The organism is Candidatus Tisiphia endosymbiont of Stenodema calcarata, assembly GCF_964030695.1.
GTDB lineage: Bacteria > Pseudomonadota > Alphaproteobacteria > Rickettsiales > Rickettsiaceae > Tisiphia.
On record NZ_OZ034911.1, the window covers coordinates 401,271 to 422,982 of the forward strand.

The 21,712-nt window shown below is 33.6% G+C and carries 19 protein-coding genes; 13 read left to right on the forward strand and 6 right to left on the reverse strand.

What is annotated here, in order from left to right:
• Nucleotides 1–11 precede the first annotated feature (11 nt).
• Both ACQH1W_RS01820 and istA read right to left on the reverse strand, forming a co-directional pair.
• Nucleotides 12–722 (reverse strand): ATP-binding protein, encoded by a 711-nt coding sequence (locus tag ACQH1W_RS01820; RefSeq protein WP_375332557.1) that lies wholly within the window; start codon nucleotides 720–722, stop codon nucleotides 12–14.
• Nucleotides 723–2,219: an IS21 family transposase gene (gene istA, locus ACQH1W_RS01825; RefSeq protein ID WP_425360945.1), complete on the reverse strand. Its 1,497-nt coding sequence runs from the start codon at nucleotides 2,217–2,219 to the stop codon at nucleotides 723–725. It lies immediately after the preceding gene.
• Between the two features lie 329 nt (nucleotides 2,220–2,548).
• On the opposite strand from istA, the gene ACQH1W_RS01830 reads away from it, so the two are divergent.
• The 3 genes from ACQH1W_RS01830 (at nucleotide 2,549) to ACQH1W_RS01840 (ending at nucleotide 6,632) form a co-directional block, all read left to right on the forward strand.
• Complete coding sequence (locus tag ACQH1W_RS01830; protein ID WP_375332555.1) at nucleotides 2,549–3,814, forward strand: ankyrin repeat domain-containing protein; 1,266 nt, start codon at nucleotides 2,549–2,551, stop codon at nucleotides 3,812–3,814.
• 76 nt (nucleotides 3,815–3,890) lie between these two features.
• A complete protein-coding gene (locus ACQH1W_RS01835) occupies nucleotides 3,891–5,348 on the forward strand; it encodes a hypothetical protein (RefSeq protein WP_375332554.1) in 1,458 nt (485 codons plus the stop codon).
• A gap of 72 nt (nucleotides 5,349–5,420) precedes the next feature.
• Nucleotides 5,421–6,632, forward strand: coding sequence for a DUF3737 family protein (locus tag ACQH1W_RS01840; RefSeq protein WP_425361110.1), 1,212 nt, complete (start codon nucleotides 5,421–5,423; stop codon nucleotides 6,630–6,632).
• Between the two features lie 177 nt (nucleotides 6,633–6,809).
• Here the strand turns inward: ACQH1W_RS01840 and ACQH1W_RS01845 are convergent, their stop codons facing one another.
• From ACQH1W_RS01845 to ACQH1W_RS01860, 4 genes are all read right to left on the reverse strand, one after another.
• On the reverse strand, nucleotides 6,810–8,333 hold the full coding sequence (locus ACQH1W_RS01845; protein ID WP_425361111.1) for a hypothetical protein: 1,524 nt from the start codon (nucleotides 8,331–8,333) through the stop codon (nucleotides 6,810–6,812).
• 91 nt (nucleotides 8,334–8,424) lie between these two features.
• Complete coding sequence (locus tag ACQH1W_RS01850) at nucleotides 8,425–8,595, reverse strand: hypothetical protein (RefSeq protein ID WP_341762807.1); 171 nt, start codon at nucleotides 8,593–8,595, stop codon at nucleotides 8,425–8,427.
• 27 nt (nucleotides 8,596–8,622) lie between these two features.
• Nucleotides 8,623–9,285, reverse strand: a complete 663-nt coding sequence (locus ACQH1W_RS01855) for an IS630 family transposase (protein WP_341756104.1) — start codon at nucleotides 9,283–9,285, stop codon at nucleotides 8,623–8,625.
• 54 nt (nucleotides 9,286–9,339) lie between these two features.
• Complete coding sequence (locus ACQH1W_RS01860; RefSeq protein ID WP_341756103.1) at nucleotides 9,340–9,663, reverse strand: helix-turn-helix domain-containing protein; 324 nt, start codon at nucleotides 9,661–9,663, stop codon at nucleotides 9,340–9,342.
• 798 nt (nucleotides 9,664–10,461) lie between these two features.
• Here ACQH1W_RS01860 and ACQH1W_RS01865 point away from each other — a divergent pair.
• The 10 genes from ACQH1W_RS01865 (at nucleotide 10,462) to ACQH1W_RS01910 (ending at nucleotide 21,658) form a co-directional block, all read left to right on the forward strand.
• Nucleotides 10,462–12,489 carry a hypothetical protein gene (locus tag ACQH1W_RS01865; RefSeq protein WP_375332886.1) on the forward strand — a complete coding sequence of 676 codons (2,028 nt, stop codon included), beginning with the start codon at nucleotides 10,462–10,464 and terminating at the stop codon, nucleotides 12,487–12,489.
• A 748-nt stretch (nucleotides 12,490–13,237) separates the two neighbouring features.
• Nucleotides 13,238–14,590, forward strand: coding sequence for a transcription termination factor Rho (gene rho / locus ACQH1W_RS01870; RefSeq protein WP_341762045.1), 1,353 nt, complete (start codon nucleotides 13,238–13,240; stop codon nucleotides 14,588–14,590).
• Nucleotides 14,591–14,610: 20 nt separating this feature from the next.
• Nucleotides 14,611–15,558, forward strand: a complete 948-nt coding sequence (mdh, locus tag ACQH1W_RS01875) for a malate dehydrogenase (RefSeq protein WP_341762044.1) — start codon at nucleotides 14,611–14,613, stop codon at nucleotides 15,556–15,558.
• A 21-nt stretch (nucleotides 15,559–15,579) separates the two neighbouring features.
• Nucleotides 15,580–16,332 carry a YaaA family protein gene (locus ACQH1W_RS01880; protein ID WP_375332887.1) on the forward strand — a complete coding sequence of 251 codons (753 nt, stop codon included), beginning with the start codon at nucleotides 15,580–15,582 and terminating at the stop codon, nucleotides 16,330–16,332.
• A 122-nt stretch (nucleotides 16,333–16,454) separates the two neighbouring features.
• Complete coding sequence (locus ACQH1W_RS01885) at nucleotides 16,455–17,399, forward strand: hypothetical protein (RefSeq protein WP_375332888.1); 945 nt, start codon at nucleotides 16,455–16,457, stop codon at nucleotides 17,397–17,399.
• A 267-nt stretch (nucleotides 17,400–17,666) separates the two neighbouring features.
• Nucleotides 17,667–18,047: an IS4/Tn5 family transposase DNA-binding protein gene (locus ACQH1W_RS01890; protein WP_341763090.1), complete on the forward strand. Its 381-nt coding sequence runs from the start codon at nucleotides 17,667–17,669 to the stop codon at nucleotides 18,045–18,047.
• Between the two features lie 27 nt (nucleotides 18,048–18,074).
• Nucleotides 18,075–18,398 (forward strand): helix-turn-helix domain-containing protein, encoded by a 324-nt coding sequence (locus tag ACQH1W_RS01895; RefSeq protein WP_341756103.1) that lies wholly within the window; start codon nucleotides 18,075–18,077, stop codon nucleotides 18,396–18,398.
• Nucleotides 18,399–18,452: 54 nt separating this feature from the next.
• A complete protein-coding gene (locus tag ACQH1W_RS01900; RefSeq protein ID WP_341756104.1) occupies nucleotides 18,453–19,115 on the forward strand; it encodes an IS630 family transposase in 663 nt (220 codons plus the stop codon).
• 248 nt (nucleotides 19,116–19,363) lie between these two features.
• A complete protein-coding gene (nuoF, locus tag ACQH1W_RS01905; protein WP_425361112.1) occupies nucleotides 19,364–20,629 on the forward strand; it encodes an NADH-quinone oxidoreductase subunit NuoF in 1,266 nt (421 codons plus the stop codon).
• Between the two features lie 42 nt (nucleotides 20,630–20,671).
• Complete coding sequence (locus ACQH1W_RS01910) at nucleotides 20,672–21,658, forward strand: hypothetical protein (RefSeq protein WP_375332890.1); 987 nt, start codon at nucleotides 20,672–20,674, stop codon at nucleotides 21,656–21,658.
• Nucleotides 21,659–21,712 lie beyond the last annotated feature (54 nt).

Consider the following 21,712-nt stretch of genomic DNA (forward strand, 5'->3'; position numbering starts at 1 on the left):
ATTGCTCTTTACTAATTTACATCTTTTCCTCCTCTAAAACTTTTATTACCAGTTTCTATGATTTGACAATGATGTGTTAATCTATCGATAATTACTTTTGTTGCCTTAGCATTACCAAACATATCACCCCATTCTTCAAATCTCAAATGGGTAGTAATGATCACTGAAGTCTGCTCATATAATTTAGCAAATAGCTCAAATAACAGGAATCTAGCCTCAGCTTTTATTGGTACATAGCCTAATTCATCTACTACAATCAAATGGAATCTCTTAATTGAATCGATGAATTTGCTTTCATAATTATGCGTTCTAGCATTAAGCAATTGGCTAGCTAATTCATTTAAAGTGTAAAATATTACCCTGTAACTTTTTTCAATGGCAGTGAATGCCAAGCCAATTGCTAGATGAGTTTTTGCAGAACCAGAACCACCTATGAGCATGATATTTTGATGATTATCAATCACTTTTTGTATATCAATATTCTCAACCAATTTAGCTTGGCATGTATCTGATAGTAACTTTATGGTTGGAAACTTAGCTAACTGCAACCTATAATGCAGAGAACGTGACTTTTTATATTCACACTCTGCTTCAAGAAGTTTCTTTAACACATCATACACACTAGTAGTAGGGACATCATTTGTTAAATTACTTGACTCAGCTAACTGCATCTTCATACCAACTAAACCTAATTTATCTAATAACAATATTAAGTCTTTCATTTAATTTACCTCCGTTGTTAAATGCAACTTGCTATAGATACTACAATCAGCATCAGGAGGATTTTTTAGCTGAATAAACTCACTCTCTTGGATATCTAGTTTCATTGCTGGTTGCAACAAATATTGCTCAACTAATTTAGAGCTACAGCCACCAGCAGCAATTGTTAGGTTACAAGCATTTGTTACCTTTTCTAATCCATACTTATTAACAAGTAGCAGGATATCTATAAATTGTTTATCACCATCTTTGTAACTCTCTAACTTATTTCGTAGTTTGCCAAATATCTCAGGTAACAAACTCATTAACTCTTTGAACGGTTTACCATTACGTAAAGCACCGGGTTTACGTTCTAGAGCTGCTATATAGTGCCATGGATTATAATTCTTCTGATAGCGTTTAAAACTACGAACATGCTCTGCAATAATCTTGCTTTCATGTAAAATTACTATCTGCCAAGCATAGGATTTAATCTGTACACTAAGTCCCACATATTCACACGGAACACTATACATATTGCTGTCGTATTGTATTAAACTCAAAGGTGATACGGTCGTTGGATGTAATCTATAACCCCTAAACTGCCCTCTATATCCTATTAAATATCCCTTCTCTTCCTCATATATTTCTAAAATTGTTCTTTCTGTAAACTCAGGATGTCTTTTAGTTTTAGCCCACTCTATAGACATCTCTCTTAGCTGAATGTTAATAGCTTCATAACTATCTCCTTTCAATATTGGAGTAAAAAAGTTACGTCTAGTGTCTCCCACTTCTTTCTCAACTTGCCCTTTCTTCCATCCCGATGCTGGAGTACAGGCAAGTGGTTCAAATAAATGGTGAGAGACCATTTGGGCAAACTTCTCGTTAAAAATGCGATCTTTTCCGATAAGTATTTTCTTAACAGCCGTCTTCATATTGTCATAAATACCATTCTTACAACAACCAGCAAAAAACTTGAAGGCTTGATCATGGCCATCCATAACCATTTCCAGCTGCTCATTAGGATAAACCACTACCAAAGAATAACGACTATAGCATAGCTTTATTCTTGCTGCTTTAACTTTAGTAACTTCCCCATTTAAACATATTTCTTCCTCTCCCCAATCAAATTGAAACGCTTCTCCAGCTTCAAAATTTAGTGGAATAAATACTTGCTTCCATTTTGCTTCATTCTCTCTACGAAATTTCCTTACTACTAAATTCACAGATTCATAACTACCATGATAACCTGATATTTTCAGCTGCTTATATAGTTTCTTAGCAGTCATTCTACGCCTAGCTGGTTCTTTTATATTCTCTGCTAATAGCTGATGCAATATCGCAAGATATTCACCCAAAACTGGCTTAACTTTAGTATATTTTGCTAATTCAAACTTAGTCGCATCACTGCGTATAACTTTTTTAACAGTATTTTTTGATATATTAAGCTCTTTGGCAATTGCTCTAATTGCCTTGCCATCAACATGATACATTTTTCGTATCTTTGCTATTGTTTCCACGATAAACACTCCCTAAACACTCCTACATATTATTAACAAATTATTAATTTATGTAGGAGCTACTATTTCTTTTTAGGTGGGTCAATTCTCTTTACAATTCTTGCTCTAAATGGGTCAATAGTTCATTACAATTTACAAGCTTCCAAATTGGTGATACTGTTAAGGCGTTAAATGCTAAACAAAAAGCTCATACTCTGCAAAAGATTTGGGGTAGTAATGATGCAGATTCTGCTACCGTAATTAATGCTATCAAACAATATGGCTTTGATCCGCATTACATCCATAAAAATGGTCAATCATTAGTGCAACTAGCTATCAGTAGGAATGATATGGCTTTATTTGACTTGTTGATAGCTAATAAAATTGACTTTAATGATTGTATAGCTGATTTACCTAATTTTCAGTTGGTTTTAACTTCAGGTAATAATAATTTTATCAGTAGAATGCTTGCGACCGGGCAAGATTTTAGTAAATCAGTACTAAATGCGGTACTTCGCGACGATGCAACCATGCTTGCCAAAATATTTAGCTATAAAGCCAACCTAAGTCAAATCAGTTATTCAGGTTACAGCCTATTACAACTGGCTTTAAAGCACGGTAGCTATAAAGCTGCAGAACAAATATTAAAGTCTAATCCTAAGACTATTGAGCAACTAGGAGCTAGTGGGATATCGGCATTGCAACTAGCTTTGCTAATGGATAATAAGCTAGGAGTAGAATTACTGAAAAAGTTTGGAGCAAATTTTGAGCTTGAGTTAAAAAATGCTATTAGCAAAAATCATGGCAAGATAGGCAATAAAATCTTAGAAGCAAATCCGGATCTACTAAATAAATTAGATGATCAAGATAGCAGTCCTTTATACCATGCTTTACTACAAAATAAGCTGCCAATAGCCGACTCTTTATTGAATCAAGGAGCTGATAGCAAAATAGTTATGCAAAGAGCTTTAACAGAAAATAATGCATCAATGATCAAGGATTTAGTTGCCCTGAAGCCTGAGAGCAGCAAAGTAGTACTGGATGATAATAAAACCCCTCTATATCTCGCATTAGAGCAAGATAAAATAGAGATTGCTAAATTATTGTTAGAAACAAGTGATTTAATGTCAGTGGTAAAATTATCAGCAGATAAGACACAAGCCAATATTACTGTAAAGCTAATTAAGTTACAACCTGATTTATTGACTAAATTAGCTCAAGTGGAAAATAGTGGGGTGGCAGAGAAATTGCTTGAAGATCCGGGATTTATGTCACTTGCAGAGTTGTTAACAGACTCTAATGGTAATAATTTACTGCACCTTGCTTGCCAAAATAATAGCTATCAATTAGCAACACGGATTTTAGAAAAAGCTCATATTAACGTTAATCAACAGAATAGTGAAGGTAAAACAGCTTTCCATATATTGTTAGAAAATTCATTAGGATTTGAGGAAAAATCACAACTCGCTGAAGCTCTGCTAAAATACCATCCTGATATCCGTCTATCAGATGACAGTGGACATACATCAATTGACTTAGCTGTAAATGATCCGGCTATATTGACTCTGTTCTTTCAACAGAATTTGATGGGGGATAGTTCGCATACCGATAGTTAATTATCAGATTTATTATTTATTAATGTAATAGATAATTCAAGGTTGTAAAAATAATTTCTGAGATAGTATTAGGAAGATGTTTGATTTTTATGTAAGTAGCGATCAGGCTGTATTAGAATTAGATGATGATCCGTTAATTGGTTATCTACGTATCCATAATAATCCTACTGACGTTATTTATTGTGTATTACCTTTATCCCAAAAAGATGTACATTTTTCTTGGCACAGTACTACTGCACTTACAGGTCCTACGGCAGATTTAGTAATTCTTACCCAAAATCTTAATCAAAAAGATATATCTATTGAGGATGTAGATTTTAGGCAATTTCGTAGTGTTACAGTTAGTGATAATAAGTTTTATCGAGATGGCAATAGGTTTTTAGTAATTCAAGAAGATGAACATAAAAGTCATTCTATTACTTTTAAAAATTGTCAGGCTTTAAGTGCTGATTTTTTCTGTAATAAACTTACATGGATAGGCGGTAGGGTAAAAAATAATTTATCCGTTGAATTACATGGTTTAAATACCGAACTAATAATAAAAGGTAATGATGATATAATACACGGTACTGATAATACAAGAGCGGTAATCGACACTTTAATTATAGCAGAAAATATTAAGCCACTAAGAGTTTGTTTAGAAAATGTTGCTATTATTACTAACTTCTCTTGCGAAGGTGTAAAGTCCTTATCGCTTAAGAACGTTAAATCTGGTAGCGGGATTTGCAAATTAATTGCTGAAGAAATAGAAGAATTATCTAATTTTCAGAATCTGAGTACTGAATTTATTGTTAAATCAGAAATAGCTAATATTGGATCATTTATCTCACCAATATGCAAGGTTTATATTGATGTTTGTTCGTTCATTGAATTTACTACTGATGGTGACGGTAGATTTCAAGGTTTAGACCTAAACATTGATGTAAGCCGAGCAATCGAGAAAAAGATTCAAATGCCATATGGGATCGTTAAATTTGATAAGATCAGTATTAAAGGAGCAAGCAGTATAGATATTCCAGGCAGTTTAATAGCGGAGCAAGTGGAAATCATTAATTGCCTGCAATTGAACCTTGATGAATCAAGAATAGGACATTTAAAATATCAAACAGCTAAAGGGGAGGTATTTTTTGGTAAACATTCAGCTAAACCCACCAAAATTGATAGTCTGTGGCTAATAGGTAATATAAAAGCTAATTTCCAAGGACCTACGGATTTATTTGATCTAGATAGTGAAGGTAGATGCCATATAACTATTTTTGATAATTATCAAGGAAAAATTATCAAACTAAATCTTAACCTTGATGCTCAGCGAGATAATATTAATGCTGAGAGAGACGGCTATTTTGGTTTGCATATTCAGAATGCTGGTAATAAAAAAGTTGAGATAGAAGCTATTTTAGCTAAGTTAAACAGCTTTAATGTCAGCGGTAGTGTGAAACTTGGTCAGGTTATTTGCCAGCCCATTGATCGGCGATACAATTTGATTCAGATTAATGTTAAGTACTTAAGTAATATTGATTATCTTTCAAAATAGAATTAACATGGTATCATGGTATAATTTAGTATTAGGTCTATCATTAGTTAGAATTAAATTATTAATTCTATTTTGAAAGATAATCAGTATAACATTAGCATTGCTGGTTTTGACCATAATATAGTCATTGAAAAAGCTACTGGAGAAATTAGTTTGGTTCAATCAATGGATAGAGCTTTAACTACTAGTCAAATTTTTGCTAGTGTTAATTGTGCTATGCAAGATTTTTTAACCATCCGAGCTGGTCAAGGTTTAAGCTTTCACGGCAATATTAAAATTGTTGATGGTAGCATTGAATTATATACCCTATTTGGTGTGTTATCAGCTAGAGGCTCGCTAACAGCTAAACAAATTAAACTTTTAGCTATTGAAGGAAGTCTTGACATTAGTGCTACTCTTGATGCTTATAGTCTTGTTACTTATGCTAAGACAGAATCTTATATACATGATACTATCATTAATGCTATTCAATTTTTAGCCCAAACAGTAGGTCATTACATTCAAGCTAGGAGTAATGTTAATACATCTAAAACTGTGATCATCAGCGAAAGTAGTGATGTTATGCTAATAGCTTCACGGATGCAATCAACAATATTAGAGGTTACTAGCGGCAGAACTATTAGAGTAGATGAATCTAGTATGCGGGCAACTGATCAAGCTTATAGAGGTGATAATGTTCATGTAACTGATAGTAATATTTCCGGACAAAGTAGCAGTTTCCAATCTCAGCAAGATATTGGCATTGTTAAATCTAATATTAGCGTAGAGCAAGTCACCAACATTGCTGGCGAAGATTTAAGAGTAATAGGATCTAACGTTGCCAGCCGTAAGATGAAGAATGTTGCGGGTAGAGATATTAGAGTAGATGAATCTAGCATGCGGGCAACTGATCAAGCCTATAGAGGCGATAATATTCATGTAACCGATAGTAATATTTCCGGACAAAGTAGCAGTTTCCAATCTCAGCAAGATATTGGCATTGATAGATCCAATATTATTGGCAAGCAAGCTACCCATCAAGCCGGCAAAGATATTAGAGTAGATGAGTCTAACATACAAGTAACTGATCAAGCCTATAGAGGTGATAATGTTTATGTAACCGATAGTAATATTTCCGGACAGAGTAGCAGTTTTCAATCTCAGCAAGATATTGGTATTGTTAGATCCAGTATTATTGACGAGCAAATTACTAATCAAGCTGGTAGAGATTTAAGAGTAACAGACTTATATCTTTATATAATCCTTCTACACTTATATCGAATTCATACAATAAAAAAGCCATGATAAATATAACATGATCAGTTATATATAGTGGTAGGATGGGTAAACTGTATCTCGAATTGAAGCTTTGAATTTTAAAGACTTCATACCTCAGCAAAGACCCATCCTGTTTGGATAAAGACTACGAACGGATGTCATAAGGTTTAAACCTTGCGTATGAGTATGTAGCATATCCTATTATTAAGCCCTACCAGCATCTATATTTAGTACACCAGCATTGATTTCTGATACTACGTGCTTTATAGCATACTCCTTACTGGTCATTTTTTCCCCGTGGTAGGAGTAGCTGGTCATTAAGGCAATAGGTAGTAATTTAATATCATTGTGACTGACTATCTGAAAATGGTCTTTTATTACCATTAGGCTGCCGATAACTTCAATGTTATTGGCCATCATATAAGCATTTTCTGCTTTAAGAATCGATTGTTTAACTGTACTACCAAAATTATGCTTGTCAGCTAATAGCTTAATGTCGCTGCCGCTTTTCAGCCCTAACGCACCACTTGCCTGAATTTCACCATGCACCTCAATATCACCCGAAGCTCCAAAAAACAAATTTTGCCCAGTAACATGCACATGTTCAGTGGTGTGATGTTGCAAATGTATTTGCCCCTTATTTCCAAACCATCCACCAAAAAGGTTTATAATAAAATGCTCTACTTTAGGAATGCCAAAGAATATTCTCCCTGAATCTACATGTACCGCCATTACTTCATAAGGAAAATGTACGTCACGGTCTATGTTTAGGTCACCTTCTCTTTGTCTTAAATGTACTTGCTTGCTACTATAAGGGTAAAATAAGTTAATCTTACCTTTACCAAGATCAATTTTAGTGATTTCTGAGAATTCTAACCTAGTAGGAACTACTTGATCATTTACCACCATGTCATATAGTTTTGGTGAACTAAGCCATGGTTCTAATGCTTGTAAACTATCATGCCGAACTCTATATTCATTAATAAACGACTGATCCATTATGTAATCTGCCTTCAGACTACCGACACTTGCTCTTAATAATGCTCCAACGCTTTTGAGATAGCTCCCTGCATCAATAGTTATTGCTCCAGCTTCAATTTTGCTAATTACTGATCTAATGCCAGTATCATTAAATCCACCGCCAAACATAGTAGCGTTGTATAATGTTAGCGGTAGTAACTCTAAACCATTTTTTGTTCGAATAATTACCTGATGATCTTTAGCACTTAACCTGCTACCGATAATTACTCCAGTATGAGCATCAATAATAATGCTGTGAGGATTCTGCTCAGCTATTGCCTGAAAAATGCTAAGATCAATTTTACTACTATTAACTAAATGATATTGCAGCTCGCTAAAAGACTTATCAACATGACCTCTAGAATCTAATATACCAAGTGCTTCTATTTCTTTAAATTGGAAACCACATCTTACAAGGGGATTGCCATTAATATCCCTAGCATTAGAATTATATAAGAATAAATTAGTTGGAAACTGGCTTAATGCTATATCACTACTAATTGCTAAATAATTAGCTACACTTCTAAAAAATAAATTATTATCAGATAAAATTTGGCTACCATCGATAGTAATATTTTTCTGAGAATCAGTAAACATTTGAGAGGCAAAGATTCTTGAGCTGCTAATGTTTACATTGCCTTCAGCTTGATTTACTAATAATCTACTGGCTATGCGTGAATCACTAACCGAAATATCCCCACCAACCACATTCCCTATTTTACGTCCCGCAAGATTAGAGCAATTATCTTTTTAAAAAAATTAAATATTTTTTATCTGTATTTTATATAAATAAAAAATATTATTGATTAACAACAAATACACGTTTTTGTTGAATAAGCTTATGGCAAACTTCCAGTAATTTACGCATACAAGCTACTGTCGCAACTTTTTTAGGTTTAAAATTATTAATAAGTCTGTCATATAAAGCTTTTAAATATTGAAAGCCATTTTTACCTGTTAGTACTGCCATATATAGTGCATCTCGTGGTATACTCAATTAACCTGAAGAGTTGCAGAAATGGTTAACGGTAATAGTTTGGAAATTATCGTTTATTAAGGTACGTAACCTATCTTTATAATCGGCGATGTTGCTGAAAAATTTGTTTATTGCTTCCGAAAATTGTTCAAAATTATGATAAAATTTATTATTAGTTGTAATACTGTGCATAAACTTCCATAATCTCTCAATTGGGTTAAGATTTGGACTATATGGTGGCAAAAATACTAGCTCTATTTTACTATTTACTAGGTATTCTTTAACTTTCTTGGATTTGTGGTAACTAGCATTGTCACAGATTAAATATATTCTTTCCTTGTCACTATTCTCCTCTTCCAATCTCTGTAGAAAATTAACTATCTGCTCCCCATTTATTTTGGGGTTCTCTGTCCTTACTAACTGTAAATCAGCTAGATTAATAGCACCAATCATGTGCTTTCTTCTCCAGCCACTGAATGTTGGTAAGGTCTTATCTTGCTTCTTTCTTATCCAACCGCACCTTGCCCTTGCTTGATACTGAGGATGAACACCATCCATAAAATATATGGCTTCCTTATCTCTGAGATTCCCTTTTAGTAAACTGTAGTTTAACTTAAATAATTCTTGCTTGTCAAAATCCAGCTTAGCCGGTACTATTTTCGGCTTCTTGTAAACAAAACCCAATTTGTATAGTAATTTTGTTACTCCCGTTATCGTATATGTTACCCCATATTTGTTCTAAATGTGATGCATGATATCTTTAGCATAAACATAATTATTTGCTTCTAGGTGACTCGCTAATTCTTCCCTCTCACCATCACTTAATTTGCTTGTGCTACCTCCATTGTTGGTATCAAGCTTATTGGCTTTTTGATAATCAACAATATGTTTTCTTATCGATTCGTGGCTCAAGAGTAGTACCTTAGCAATCTCTACATTACTATACCCATCGTCATACATCAAAACTGCCTTAATACGATCACGTATGCGTCCGTCTCGTTCTGTCTTATGACGTTCCTTCAACTTTTCTCTTTGTTCTTCTGTCAATACATTCTTACTCATAATCTCCTAAACTCTACAATATCTCTCCTATCTTTGCAACCCTTCATTTACGAGCAGTATACCAGCCGCTTCAAGAATGCATTTTTCTGATATTCTAGCCAGTTTTGGATTAAAATTTTTAATTTTAATCCAAAACTGAGGTTAGCAGCTCAGTACACGACATAAAGATTAACAAAAAATTAATAGCCAAGAAAAAGTGTATAATAGTAGAAAGTGCGTAGTATAAAACATATCATTAATTGAACTATCGCAACTTAATAGTTAAATATTACTCAGTTATTTTCTATTTTTGTATTATAATTATTACGTTTTGTAAGACATTAATTTTTTGTTAACCTTTATGTCGTGTACTGAGGGTTAGCAGGGTTTTTTACAAAAATACAACAACGCCAACTCTGAAATGCGTTAAGTATATTTGTTCTATATCAAAATGCTTGCAAGAATCATCAATTCAATAGAGACTCTTTTGCAATAGGGATTAGACTTCCTGCAGAATTCGCTTTTGCTGAGGAATTTGTAGGAGACACGGAACGCAGAACCGCAGCGTACTCAAATGTACGTGAGGATTCGAGTACCGGATCGACGTACAAATTACCAGCAAAAGTAGAATTATGCAGGAAGTCTATTATATGTCTTCCAATTTTGTGGTTAAGTTGATAGACGATAGAATCAAAATCAACAAGTGCTAGGAGTGTCCAAGCCGAGGAGCACAGCGTACATTAGTACGTGAGCACCGCAGGTCTTGGACAATGACAACGCAATTGTTGATTTTCATCGAGTATATAATGAAAGGTTTTTATGTCAGACGATAGAGCAACTATAGAATCCAGTAATTTAAATATATCTAATTTTGAGAGTGATAAGGAGTCTATTCATTCTGAATATAGTACGAATCAAGATGATAATATATCGGTAAGATCTGTTGATTCTGGGTACGAAAGTGATATCAGTTTAGCAGACAAAAAAGATGATATTATTAGAGTTAATACTAAAAACGAGATTGAAAATATAAATAAATTAATAGGAAGGGCATACACATATAAACTTAAATTTCTAAAACAACCAACTCCACAATTATCAAAAGAATTTATAGCTAATGGAGTACTCATTGGTACTAACGAATCATTTATGAGTGCAATGACTGGATTAGCAACAGAAAGTTTTTACTGTAATTTATCTGATAAAAAGACAGAAGAACTTCTTGATAATTTTAGTTTAAATATAGAACGTTCTAAAAGGCTTATGAACGACAATGACAAGGCAAAAGCAGATAGGCAATTTGCAAACTTAGAAGCTAGTTTAAAGGGATTTGTATTAAATGATATTAAAAGTAACAATGATGAAGATAAGATCGCTCTTGAAGCTGTTAAAAAAGTAATATTAGAGTTAAAAGGTCAAGCAATTCCTAAATCAGATTATGCCAGTACAGTAATTAACAAAACTATGGAAAGTTTACAAGCAGATACAAGACATTTTAGTACCGAGCAACTTAATATTTTTAATAAAACTATTAGCCAAGGAAATAAAACTGTTAAATTTGCTAAAGAATTCACAAAACTTAATAAGACAGAACGTACAGCTCTTTCTAATGCAGTTAATGAATCTGCTAATTCTTTTATAAAAGAATTAGTAGATAGTAGGAATAATGGGTTAAGTCCAGAGTTTGTTAATTATAGAGCAAATGAAACCAAAAGGCTTTTATTGACTCTTAGTATAAAGATACAGGATACTGGTTCTATGGAAGAACAAAAGAGTAGACAAGAGGCTTTTTGTAAACAGCTGCTACCTTATGTCCATATGCCGAGTGAATTAGCAACTGAGTTATTTGAAGAGTGGAAACCAACAGAATTACATAGCTTAATTGGCAAGGAAGCTCAGAAATTTTTTAGTGTAGATAATGCTCAAAAAAATTCTTCGTTTCTAACCTTAGATGAGACAAAGATTACAGAAGAAAATATCAAACGATTTGCCGATTCTATTAATCCAATTATTAAAGATAAAGATGCAGAATTAGTCTCAAAACCAATCATTAAAGAATCTATTAACAGAATTCAAAATAAAACAGATATAAAGATTACAGAACAACAAAATAACAAAATCTCGGAACAATTATCTCCAACTTTAATAGAACTTGGTTCTGAGCAACTAAGAAATCATAAAGACGAGATAATATCTGACATAACAAATAAAATTGCAGCAGATAAATCTTGGTATTCTTCTGTGATTCAAAAATTACCTATTTCTACAAATAATTTACAGGATATTGCTACACACCTTACAGACAAATATAGCAATCAAACTGCACCAACCATGTCAACTTCAGTGTCCACACCACCACCTCCTCTTACTCAACATTCTAGCATAGAAACAAAACAAATACCCGAACCTAGTAGTTCTAATTTTGTGGTATCAACACCAACAGAAGCTAAGTTAGAAAATATACAAGCTCACAGATTAAATGAGTTAACTACGGACCAACTAGATAACAGAGTCTTGGTGGATAAGTTACAGAGCAATTCGATAGCTCAGATGGACAAATCTATATCTCAAGAGCTAGCAGATACTGCTGGTCTGCCCAACCCAAAGGTAGAAGAAATGCCTACAAAAGCCCTCATAGTTCAGGAAACTCAAACAGATAAATTATCATCAATGAAGCCACAAAATAATCCAAGCATGCCTAGTATTATTAGTACTAATGTTAAAATAGAAATTCAACAAGTAAAAAAAACGTTAAGGCATGTAGAAACAATTAAAAGAGAACTAACAACATCTACTAAACCTACTAAACCTGCTCTTAAAGCAGTAAATAAAGGAAGGTTATGGTAAATTGGTCAATTTTGTCGTATAGAAGCTAGTATAGCACCCTTCCTGTCTATTTTTTTCGATACCAGCTTTCGCTGGGATGACATCGTAAAATTGTATTTAGATTTCGCTACCTACGCGAGACATCAAGGCTTCACCATTACTATACCTAAAACCTTTTCGGGTTAGTTATAAATTACCCTACCATGTGTAATTTGTTTGACAACCGCAAAATAATTTGATAAATATAAATAATTAAGTTAGTATTAATACCAATTCCCAAATTAAGTTAGTTACTCGGAAATACGAATGCTCTCTAGGTCCACATAGTCTAGCTGAGCTGTCAAAATTTTGTGATGCTAATTTCAATAAATTTCTTGCAGAGTTCGCTTATGTGCAAGGATTTAAGGAAGCCACGAAATCTCGACTTGCAGCACACTCAAATTCCGTTACGGATTTGAGCCTAGGCACGACGAATAAATTACCAACAAAAGTAGAATTATGCAAGAAGTCTAATCATTTGAGTAGTAGTCTAACCTTAATCTTTAAGTAACTTGACTTTCGTAGGTTTCGTGATTCTCCCAGTTTTTAAAGCAATAGACCTATTTCAAAACTAGCTATGAAAGGAATTTTTACTAAAAAATTAATCAAAAAATCGTAAGTAGTACTAGTGTACATGAGAATTCCTTCGATTGATTCTAACAACAAAATGACCTAGAAAGAATAAAGTTTCTAGAAAAGTCTGATCTTAACTAATCTAAAAAAAATAGGTATGACCCAAAATACAGTTACTAACAATAAGGAATCACCTGATATTTATTATAATAATAGTACCAAGTATGATAATCCTAATAAAGATGGTATTGTTATCATCAATCTTAAACAATTAAAACGTAAGTCACCTGAAGAATTGCAAATACAGGCAGAAAATCTTAATATTGAAAATTCTAGTGCTTTGCTAAAACAAGAGCTAGTCTTTGCTATACTCAAGAAATCTGTTGAGCAGGGTGATTTGATTTCAGGAGAAGGCGTACTTGAAATTTTACCTGATGGGTTTGGCTTCCTTAGATCTCCAGAAGTAAATTACTTAGCCGGTCCTGATGATATTTATATTTCCCCAAGTCAGATTCGTCGTTTTGGACTACGTACAGGGGACACGGTAGAAGGGCAAATTAGAGCTCCAAAACCAGGAGAACGTTATTTTGCCTTGTTAAAAGTAAACAAAGTTAATTTTGAAGACCCTTCTAAGGCCTATCATAGAGTACATTTCGATAATTTAACGCCACTTTATCCTGAAGAAAAATTATCCCTAGAGCTAGAAGATAATAGTAAGGATTTTAGTACAAGAATAATTGAATTGGTTGCTCCTATGGGTAAAGGACAACGTGCGTTGATTGTTGCTCCACCAAGAACGGGAAAAACTGTTCTATTGCAAAATATAGCTCATGCTATTACCACCAATAACCCCGAAGTATTTTTAATTGTTTTGTTAATTGATGAACGCCCAGAAGAAGTTACTGATATGCAACGTTCAGTGCGTGGTGAAGTAGTTAGCTCAACTTTTGATGAACCCGCTATTAGACACGTTCAACTTGCTGAAATGGTTATTGAGAAAGCCAAAAGGTTGGTCGAGCATAAAAGAGATGTAGTAATATTGGTTGACGCAATAACAAGACTTGCAAGAGCTTATAACACTGTTGTACCCTCGTCTGGTAAGGTTCTTACTGGGGGAGTTGATGCAAATGCCCTGCAACGTCCAAAAAGATTCTTTGGAGCGGCAAGAAATATTGAGAGTGGTGGTTCATTGACTATAATAGGAACTGCTTTAATTGAAACCGGTTCTCGTATGGACGAGGTAATCTTTGAAGAATTTAAAGGTACTGGTAATTCTGAAATAGTCCTCGATCGCAAAATAGCTGATAAGCGCGTTTACCCTGCGATTGATATTACTAAATCTGGTACACGTAAAGAGGAGCTATTGGTTGATAAAGCCATTTTAACCAAAATGTGGATTCTTCGTAGAATCATTAACCCAATGGGAACTATCGATGCAGCAGAATTTTTAATTGATAAACTTAAAAACACTAAAACTAACACAGAATTTTTTGATTCAATGAATTCATAAAATGTTTTTCAGGAGGAAGTATGGCTAAAAGAACAAAAATTGCTTTAATTGGTGGAGGAAAGATTGGCGGAACACTTGCACATTTGATAGCCTTTAAAGAACTTGCTGATATAGTTATGTTTGATTTATCTGAAGGCCCTTCGCAGGGTAAGACTTTAGATATATCACAAGCTGGAACAATTACCGGATCAGATATAATTGCCAAAGGTACTAACGATTATAAAGACATAGAAGGTTCAGATGCTATAATTGTCACAGCTGGAGTACCACGCTCACCCGGAATGAGTCGGGATGATTTAATTAATGTTAATACTACTGTTATAAAAACTGTGGCTAGCAACATTAAGCAATATGCACCGAACGCTTTTGTCATTGTTATAACCAATCCACTTGACGCTATGGTTTACGTAATGTTAAAGGAAAGTGGACTAGCTAGCAATATGGTGGTTGGTATGGCTGGGGTACTTGACTCATCAAGATTTAACTTTTTCTTAGCCAATGAATTTAATGTTTCCGTAGAAAATGTTAGTAGTTTTGTACTTGGAGGTCATGGTGACTCAATGGTTCCTTTGGTTAGATATTCGACAATTAACGGCATACCAGTTTTAGATTTAGTAGAAATGGGGTGGTCAACGAAAGAACGTATTAATGCGATAATAGATCGCACAAAAAATGGTGGTGGAGAAATTGTTTCACTACTTAAAAATGGTTCTGCCTATTACGCTCCAGCAACTTCTGCTATTGAAATGTTAGAGAGTTATCTAAAAGATAAACGTAAAATATTAAGTTGTGCTGCTTATCTTCAAGGGGAATATGGAGTAAAAGATATGTATGTCGGAGTGCCAGTTATTATTGGTAAAAATGGTGTAGAAAAAATAGTGGAAATAAAATTAAATGATGAAGAACAATATCTATTTAATAAATCAGTAGATGGAGTTAGAAAATTAATTGAATCAGTTAAGTTGTAAATTTCTTATTAGATTACAGATATGCTAAGTATAATTTCACCAGCTAAGACTCAGGATTTCATCTCGGAAATACCGGATTTACCATGTACGCAGCCACATTTCCTTACTAAAATGCAGTGTCTCTTACAGATATGTAAAAGCCTATCACAAAATCAGATCAAGCAGGTAATGAATGTAAGTAGCAAACTGGCTGAGCTTAATTATTATAGATTTCAAGATTTCGATAACTATCCCCAAAAGCAAGCGATATTTGCCTATGATGGGGATGTTTATGATAATATTGATAGACGAAGTTTCTCTAAAGAGCAATGGGATTTCTTGCAGGGACACACGTTAATTATATCAGGTTTATATGGACCACTAAGAGTTTTAGATAAAATAAAACCCTATAGGCTAGAAATGTCAACAAAATTGCCAAATTTAGAAAAATTATCCAATTTTTGGCAAATTGATATTACCAATTATCTAAATCAAATATTAGCAACTCATCAAAATAAATATCTAATCAACCTAGCCTCTAATGAATATTCCTCTGCCATAAATCAAAATGATCTTAAATATCCAATAATTAATATATATTTTAAAGAAAAAAGAAATAATAAATTACAAATAATAGCTATAAACGCCAAGAAAGCTAGGGGCAGCATGCTTAACTTTATTGCAGAAAATCTTATAGACGTACCTGAAAAATTAAAACAGTTCTCTAAACAAAACTATTACTATAGTGAAACTGAGTCTTCCAACAAAGATTGGGTATTTGTTAAAAATGAATAAGTTGTAATATTACAACTACATTTAAATTTAAAGATAATAACTTGGAATTATATATTAGTGTTCTTTAAATTCTTTACTATTCTGATTATTATTTATTAGTAGTTTATAAAATAGTAGTATCTATGCAATTTAACCGTAACAGAGCAATTATTAGTTTCCTTAAAGCCAATGAAGGTCAGAAATTTACTTCTAGAGAAATAGCTGCATGGCTAGTAAAAACTTATCCTGAGGAAGTCAAGAGAAAAGCGGAGAACAGTAAATGCAAATCAATACTCAATGTAACTGATCCAGCAAAAATAGCTCAAATTATTATAGTACTCTTTAGTGGAGAAATGACTAAAGAACGTAATGAAGCTATACAAAAACAAGAACCTGGTATTAAAATAACACAAGAGTGTCCACGTAAATACTATTTTACTAAAAAAACTGATCAAGCGGAGATAGAAGAAGCTGAAAAATTGTCAAACATAAAAGAAAAAGAGGTGTATCTAAAGCTTTCAGAATTTCTTTGGGATGAGCTTAGTATTTATAACATGACTATTAATGATAAACGTTCTTCAAATCGTAGTGGTACTAATGCTAATAAATGGTTATATCCCGACCTAGTGGGAATGGAGGCTATGACGAAAGGTTGGGCAGAGCCGATCAAAGATTGCGTCAAACAATATGCGGATATAAAAGCTAAACTTTGGTCTTTTGAGGTGAAAGTAAAAATTAATCACTCCAATGTACGAGAATCTTTTTTTCAAGCACTATCAAATTCTTCATGGGCTCACTATGGATATTTAGTAGCTTTCTCTCTAGTAGAAAGCAAGGATAGTAACACTTCTCGTGAACTGGAAATTCTTTCTGCTAGGCACGGTATAGGATTTATTTTATTAAACATAAACGAATCCGAAAAAGGTCGAATACTAATTCCTGCTAAAGAAAGATTAGAGATTGATTGGAATATGGCTAATAGGCTAGTTAAAGAAAATTCAGATTTTGAACATTTTATCAAAGAAGTAACTTCTTTTTATAAAACCGGAGAAACTAAACGCTCCGACTGGAAAAATGTGAATTATTAAGGCTCTAGGCTCTGTCCAACTGATTGTGTGTGCGTCAAGATAAGGTGCATTAATCTTACGGGTGAAAGTCCTGTTATGGAAGGAGTAGCTAGCTCCACCATATAGCGAGTCTTGTGCAGCTGAAGGTAACGACACAGTAGTAAAGCATAGACAGCGAAACATCCGAGCCGAAACCAAATCTAACAGTTAGCCTTAAGTTTTAATTGCAAGGATTAAAAAGAAATAAGATAATATTAAATTTTATTTTTTAAGATTTGAGGTAAGCAATTGGGTAGTTTGGGACTAGGAGAAGGAAGTAATAAGTTATTTTTTGAATCAGAATTTGAAAGTTTAGTTTTAAAAGATCAACGTCTTAAATCAAAAGCTTTAAAGATTTTTACAGCCCTAATGGCAAAATTTACAATCTGTATTAAGAATCTTTTTGATAATCCACAAGATCAAAGACAAGCTTATGATTTTTTTGTTAATAGCAAAGTTAACAATGATCATTTAATAGAGTCGCATTTTAGGCAAACTACTGATAGAATTAATAACAATAATGATAATTTATTGCTAGTGATACAAGACAGTACTTATCTTAACTTTACTAACCACAAAGCCAAGATTGACATTGGTATACTGCTCGTAAATGAAGGGTTGCAAAGATAGGAGAGATATTGTAGAGTTTAGGAGATTATGAGTAAGAATGTATTGACAGAAGAACAAAGAGAAAAGTTGAAGGAACGTCATAAGACAGAACGAGACGGACGCATACGTGATCGTATTAAGGCAGTTTTGATGTATGACGATGGGTATAGTAATGTAGAGATTGCTAAGGTACTACTCTTGAGCCACGAATCGATAAGAAAACATATTGTTGATTATCAAAAAGCCAATAAGCTTGATACCAACAATGGAGGTAGCACAAGCAAATTAAGTGATGGTGAGAGGGAAGAATTAGCGAGTCACCTAGAAGCAAATAATTATGTTTATGCTAAAGATATCATGCATCACATTTAGAACAAATATGGGGTAACATATACGATAACGGGAGTAACAAAATTACTATACAAATTGGGTTTTGTTTACAAGAAGCCGAAAATAGTACCGGCTAAGCTGGATTTTGACAAGCAAGAATTATTTAAGTTAAACTACAGTTTACTAAAAGGGAATCTCAGAGATAAGGAAGCCATATATTTTATGGATGGTGTTCATCCTCAGTATCAAGCAAGGGCAAGGTGCGGTTGGATAAGAAAGAAGCAAGATAAGACCTTACCAACATTCAGTGGCTGGAGAAGAAAGCACATGATTGGTGCTATTAATCTAGCTGATTTACAGTTAGTAAGGACAGAGAACCCCAAAATAAATGGGGAGCAGATAGTTAATTTTCTACAGAGATTGGAAGAGGAGAATAGTGACAAGGAAAGAATATATTTAATCTGTGACAATGCTAGTTACCACAAATCCAAGAAAGTTAAAGAATACCTAGTAAATAGTAAAATAGAGCTAGTATTTTTGCCACCATATAGTCCAAATCTTAACCCAATTGAGAGATTATGGAAGTTTATGCACAGTATTACAACTAATAATAAATTTTATCATAATTTTGAACAATTTTCGGAAGCAATAAACAAATTTTTCAGCAACATCGCCGATTATAAAGATAGGTTACGTACCTTAATAAACGATAATTTCCAAACTATTACCGTTAACCATTTCTGCAACTCTTCAGGTTAATTGAGTATACGAATGCATTTTAATCTATTATCGCTAATAATCTTATTTTTATTGGTACAAAAATAAGATTATTAGCAAATGAAATATTTAACAATCAGGCGTCAAACCGCTTTAAGCCTGATTGTTTACATTCTCATTCCAATTTCGGATTAATGAAATTAATCCGAAATTGAGGTTGCTAATATTTATTCTTCACAATTGTTTGCCTTCAGCTATAATATCATGTGTAGATATTCTAAGAGTTAATTATGTTACAAATTAGCGATAAAATTTTTTCTAATCTTAGTGGGCAGGAAAAATATGATATAATAAGTAGTAAGCAACGTGGAGATTGGGATAATACAAAAGATTTTATTATTAAAGGTAGAGAATGGATAATTGATGAAGTAAAAAAATCAGGTCTGCGAGGACGGGGTGGTGCTGGATTTTCGACTGGCACCAAATGGTCGTTCATGCCTAAAGATCATCCAAAGCCTAGTTACCTAGTGGTTAATGCTGATGAATCAGAACCTGGTACGTGCAAGGATCGTGATATTTTGAGGTATGAGCCACATAAATTAATTGAAGGTTGTTTGCTCGCCAGCTTTGCTATTAACGCACATACTTGTTACATATATATTCGTGGTGAATTTTATAACGAATCCTCCAATGTACAGCGTGCTATAGATGAGGCTTATGATGCCGGTTTTATAGGCAGTAATGCTTGTGGTACAGGGTATCATCTTGACATTCATTTGCATAGAGGGGCTGGGGCGTATATTTGCGGTGAGGAAACAGCTCTGCTCGAGAGCTTAGAGGGCAACAAGGGCTTCCCTAGATTAAAGCCACCATTCCCGGCTAATTTCGGCTTATATGGTTGTCCAACAACTATTAATAATGTTGAATCAATTGCCGTTGTGCCTACTATACTTCGGCGTGGAGCTGATTGGTTTGCTGGAATCGGTAAGCCTAATAATACCGGAACAAAGATTTTCTGTATTTCTGGCCATGTAAATAAGCCATGTAATGTTGAAGAAGCCATGGGCGTACCTTTAAAGGAGTTGATTGAGAGATATGCCGTGGGTGTACGGGGTGGATGGAGTAATCTGAAAGCTATTATCCCAGGTGGTTCATCAGTACCGTTGCTACCAAAGTCATTATGTCAGGATGTTGCAATGGATTTTGATAGTTTAAGAGCAGCTGGTTCGGCACTCGGGACTGGTGGAATTATTGTTATGGATAATTCTACGGATATTATTTACGCTATTGCTAGGCTTAGTAAATTCTACATGCATGAGTCTTGTGGTCAGTGTAGCCCCTGTCGAGAAGGTACAGGATGGATGTGGCGAGTTATGATGCGACTGGTACGCGGTCAGGCAAAAATAGATGAAATAGATCAATTATTGGACGTTACAAAAATGATCGAAGGACGTACTATTTGTGCCCTTGGAGACGCTGCTGCTTGGCCTATTCAAGGGTTAATTCGTCATTTCCGTCATGAGATTGAAGAAAGGCTAGCTAGGCAAGGGGTTTAGTTTAGATTGCTCTGTTATTGTTAGCAAATTAGTATCATATAAATGAAGAAAATAATAAGTTTGAACATAAGTAGAAAATCTCAATTTATTATTGCATTTGCTATAATGGGGTTATTATTGCTTATATCATACCGTAGTCGTTCATCTTGTATTACTTACATGTTACCATCAGAATATTTAAATAATGGGAATTTAGCATATTTCCAATTTAATAATCATAATAAACTACAAGAATTACTTCCTAAAAATATTAGATATATTGAACAATATAATATAATTGCCAGTGGACAATTTAGTGTCAACCAATTTAAAAATGCTATTGGATCTAAAACAGATATTATTGATGTTGATTTAAGGCAGGAGTATCATGGATTTAATTACCTAAACCCAGTGTCCTTTATCAGTTTACCATATAATGACGTTAACTCTAATAAATCTCAAGAGGAAATTATAGTACAGGAGCAATATCTTTTTGATTCAATATTACCAACTTACAAGCAACTTAGTATATATGTAAATAATTTGAAGACTACGCCAATAAAGAAGGATATAGCAATCTGTATACCTATTTCTACTAAGACTGAAGCTGATATAATGGCAGGTTTGAATATTGATTATTATAGAATTACCACATTAGATCATCGAGAGCCCAATCGTGATAATTTAGATAGAATGGTAGCACTTTTTGATCAAAAATTAAAATTAAATCCAAGTCGATGGGTTTATTTACATTGCTTAGGTGGAAGAGGTCGTACCATGGCAGCTATAGCTGAGCTTATGATGTTAAAGCAACAAGAAGCTGGCAAGTTACAACCATTTGATGATTTGGTAACATATGTAGAATCAGTTAGTAATGGTTATAAGTTAATACCAAGTTGTAAGCCTAGTGTTCAAAATTATCGCTGTCAATGGAAGTTGGATCGTTATAATACCTTAAAAATATTCTATAATTTTGTGCGAACAAGAACTGAGAATCAAACTTTTAGTGATTGGCATAATGTAATGTTCCAAAAGAAAAAGACATTGTAATTAACTTGATTATATTAATAATTTATGTTTTAATTAATCATATTAATTAAAATA

Excerpts from the sequence above, each read along its gene's own strand:
- ACQH1W_RS01820 (WP_375332557.1), bottom strand. The coding sequence starts at position 722 with ATGAAAGACTTAATATTGTTATTAGATAAATTAGGTTTAGTTGGTATG.
- ACQH1W_RS01830 (WP_375332555.1), top strand. The coding sequence starts at position 2,549 with ATGGCTTTATTTGACTTGTTGATAGCTAATAAAATTGACTTTAATGAT.
- ACQH1W_RS01835 (WP_375332554.1), top strand. The coding sequence starts at position 3,891 with ATGTTTGATTTTTATGTAAGTAGCGATCAGGCTGTATTAGAATTAGAT.
- ACQH1W_RS01850 (WP_341762807.1), bottom strand. The coding sequence starts at position 8,595 with ATGGCAGTACTAACAGGTAAAAATGGCTTTCAATATTTAAAAGCTTTA.
- ACQH1W_RS01860 (WP_341756103.1), bottom strand. The coding sequence starts at position 9,663 with ATGAGTAAGAATGTATTGACAGAAGAACAAAGAGAAAAGTTGAAGGAA.
- ACQH1W_RS01865 (WP_375332886.1), top strand. The coding sequence starts at position 10,462 with ATGTCAGACGATAGAGCAACTATAGAATCCAGTAATTTAAATATATCT.
- rho (WP_341762045.1), top strand. The coding sequence starts at position 13,238 with ATGACCCAAAATACAGTTACTAACAATAAGGAATCACCTGATATTTAT.
- mdh (WP_341762044.1), top strand. The coding sequence starts at position 14,611 with ATGGCTAAAAGAACAAAAATTGCTTTAATTGGTGGAGGAAAGATTGGC.
- ACQH1W_RS01880 (WP_375332887.1), top strand. The coding sequence starts at position 15,580 with ATGCTAAGTATAATTTCACCAGCTAAGACTCAGGATTTCATCTCGGAA.
- ACQH1W_RS01885 (WP_375332888.1), top strand. The coding sequence starts at position 16,455 with ATGCAATTTAACCGTAACAGAGCAATTATTAGTTTCCTTAAAGCCAAT.
- ACQH1W_RS01895 (WP_341756103.1), top strand. The coding sequence starts at position 18,075 with ATGAGTAAGAATGTATTGACAGAAGAACAAAGAGAAAAGTTGAAGGAA.
- nuoF (WP_425361112.1), top strand. The coding sequence starts at position 19,364 with ATGTTACAAATTAGCGATAAAATTTTTTCTAATCTTAGTGGGCAGGAA.
- ACQH1W_RS01910 (WP_375332890.1), top strand. The coding sequence starts at position 20,672 with ATGAAGAAAATAATAAGTTTGAACATAAGTAGAAAATCTCAATTTATT.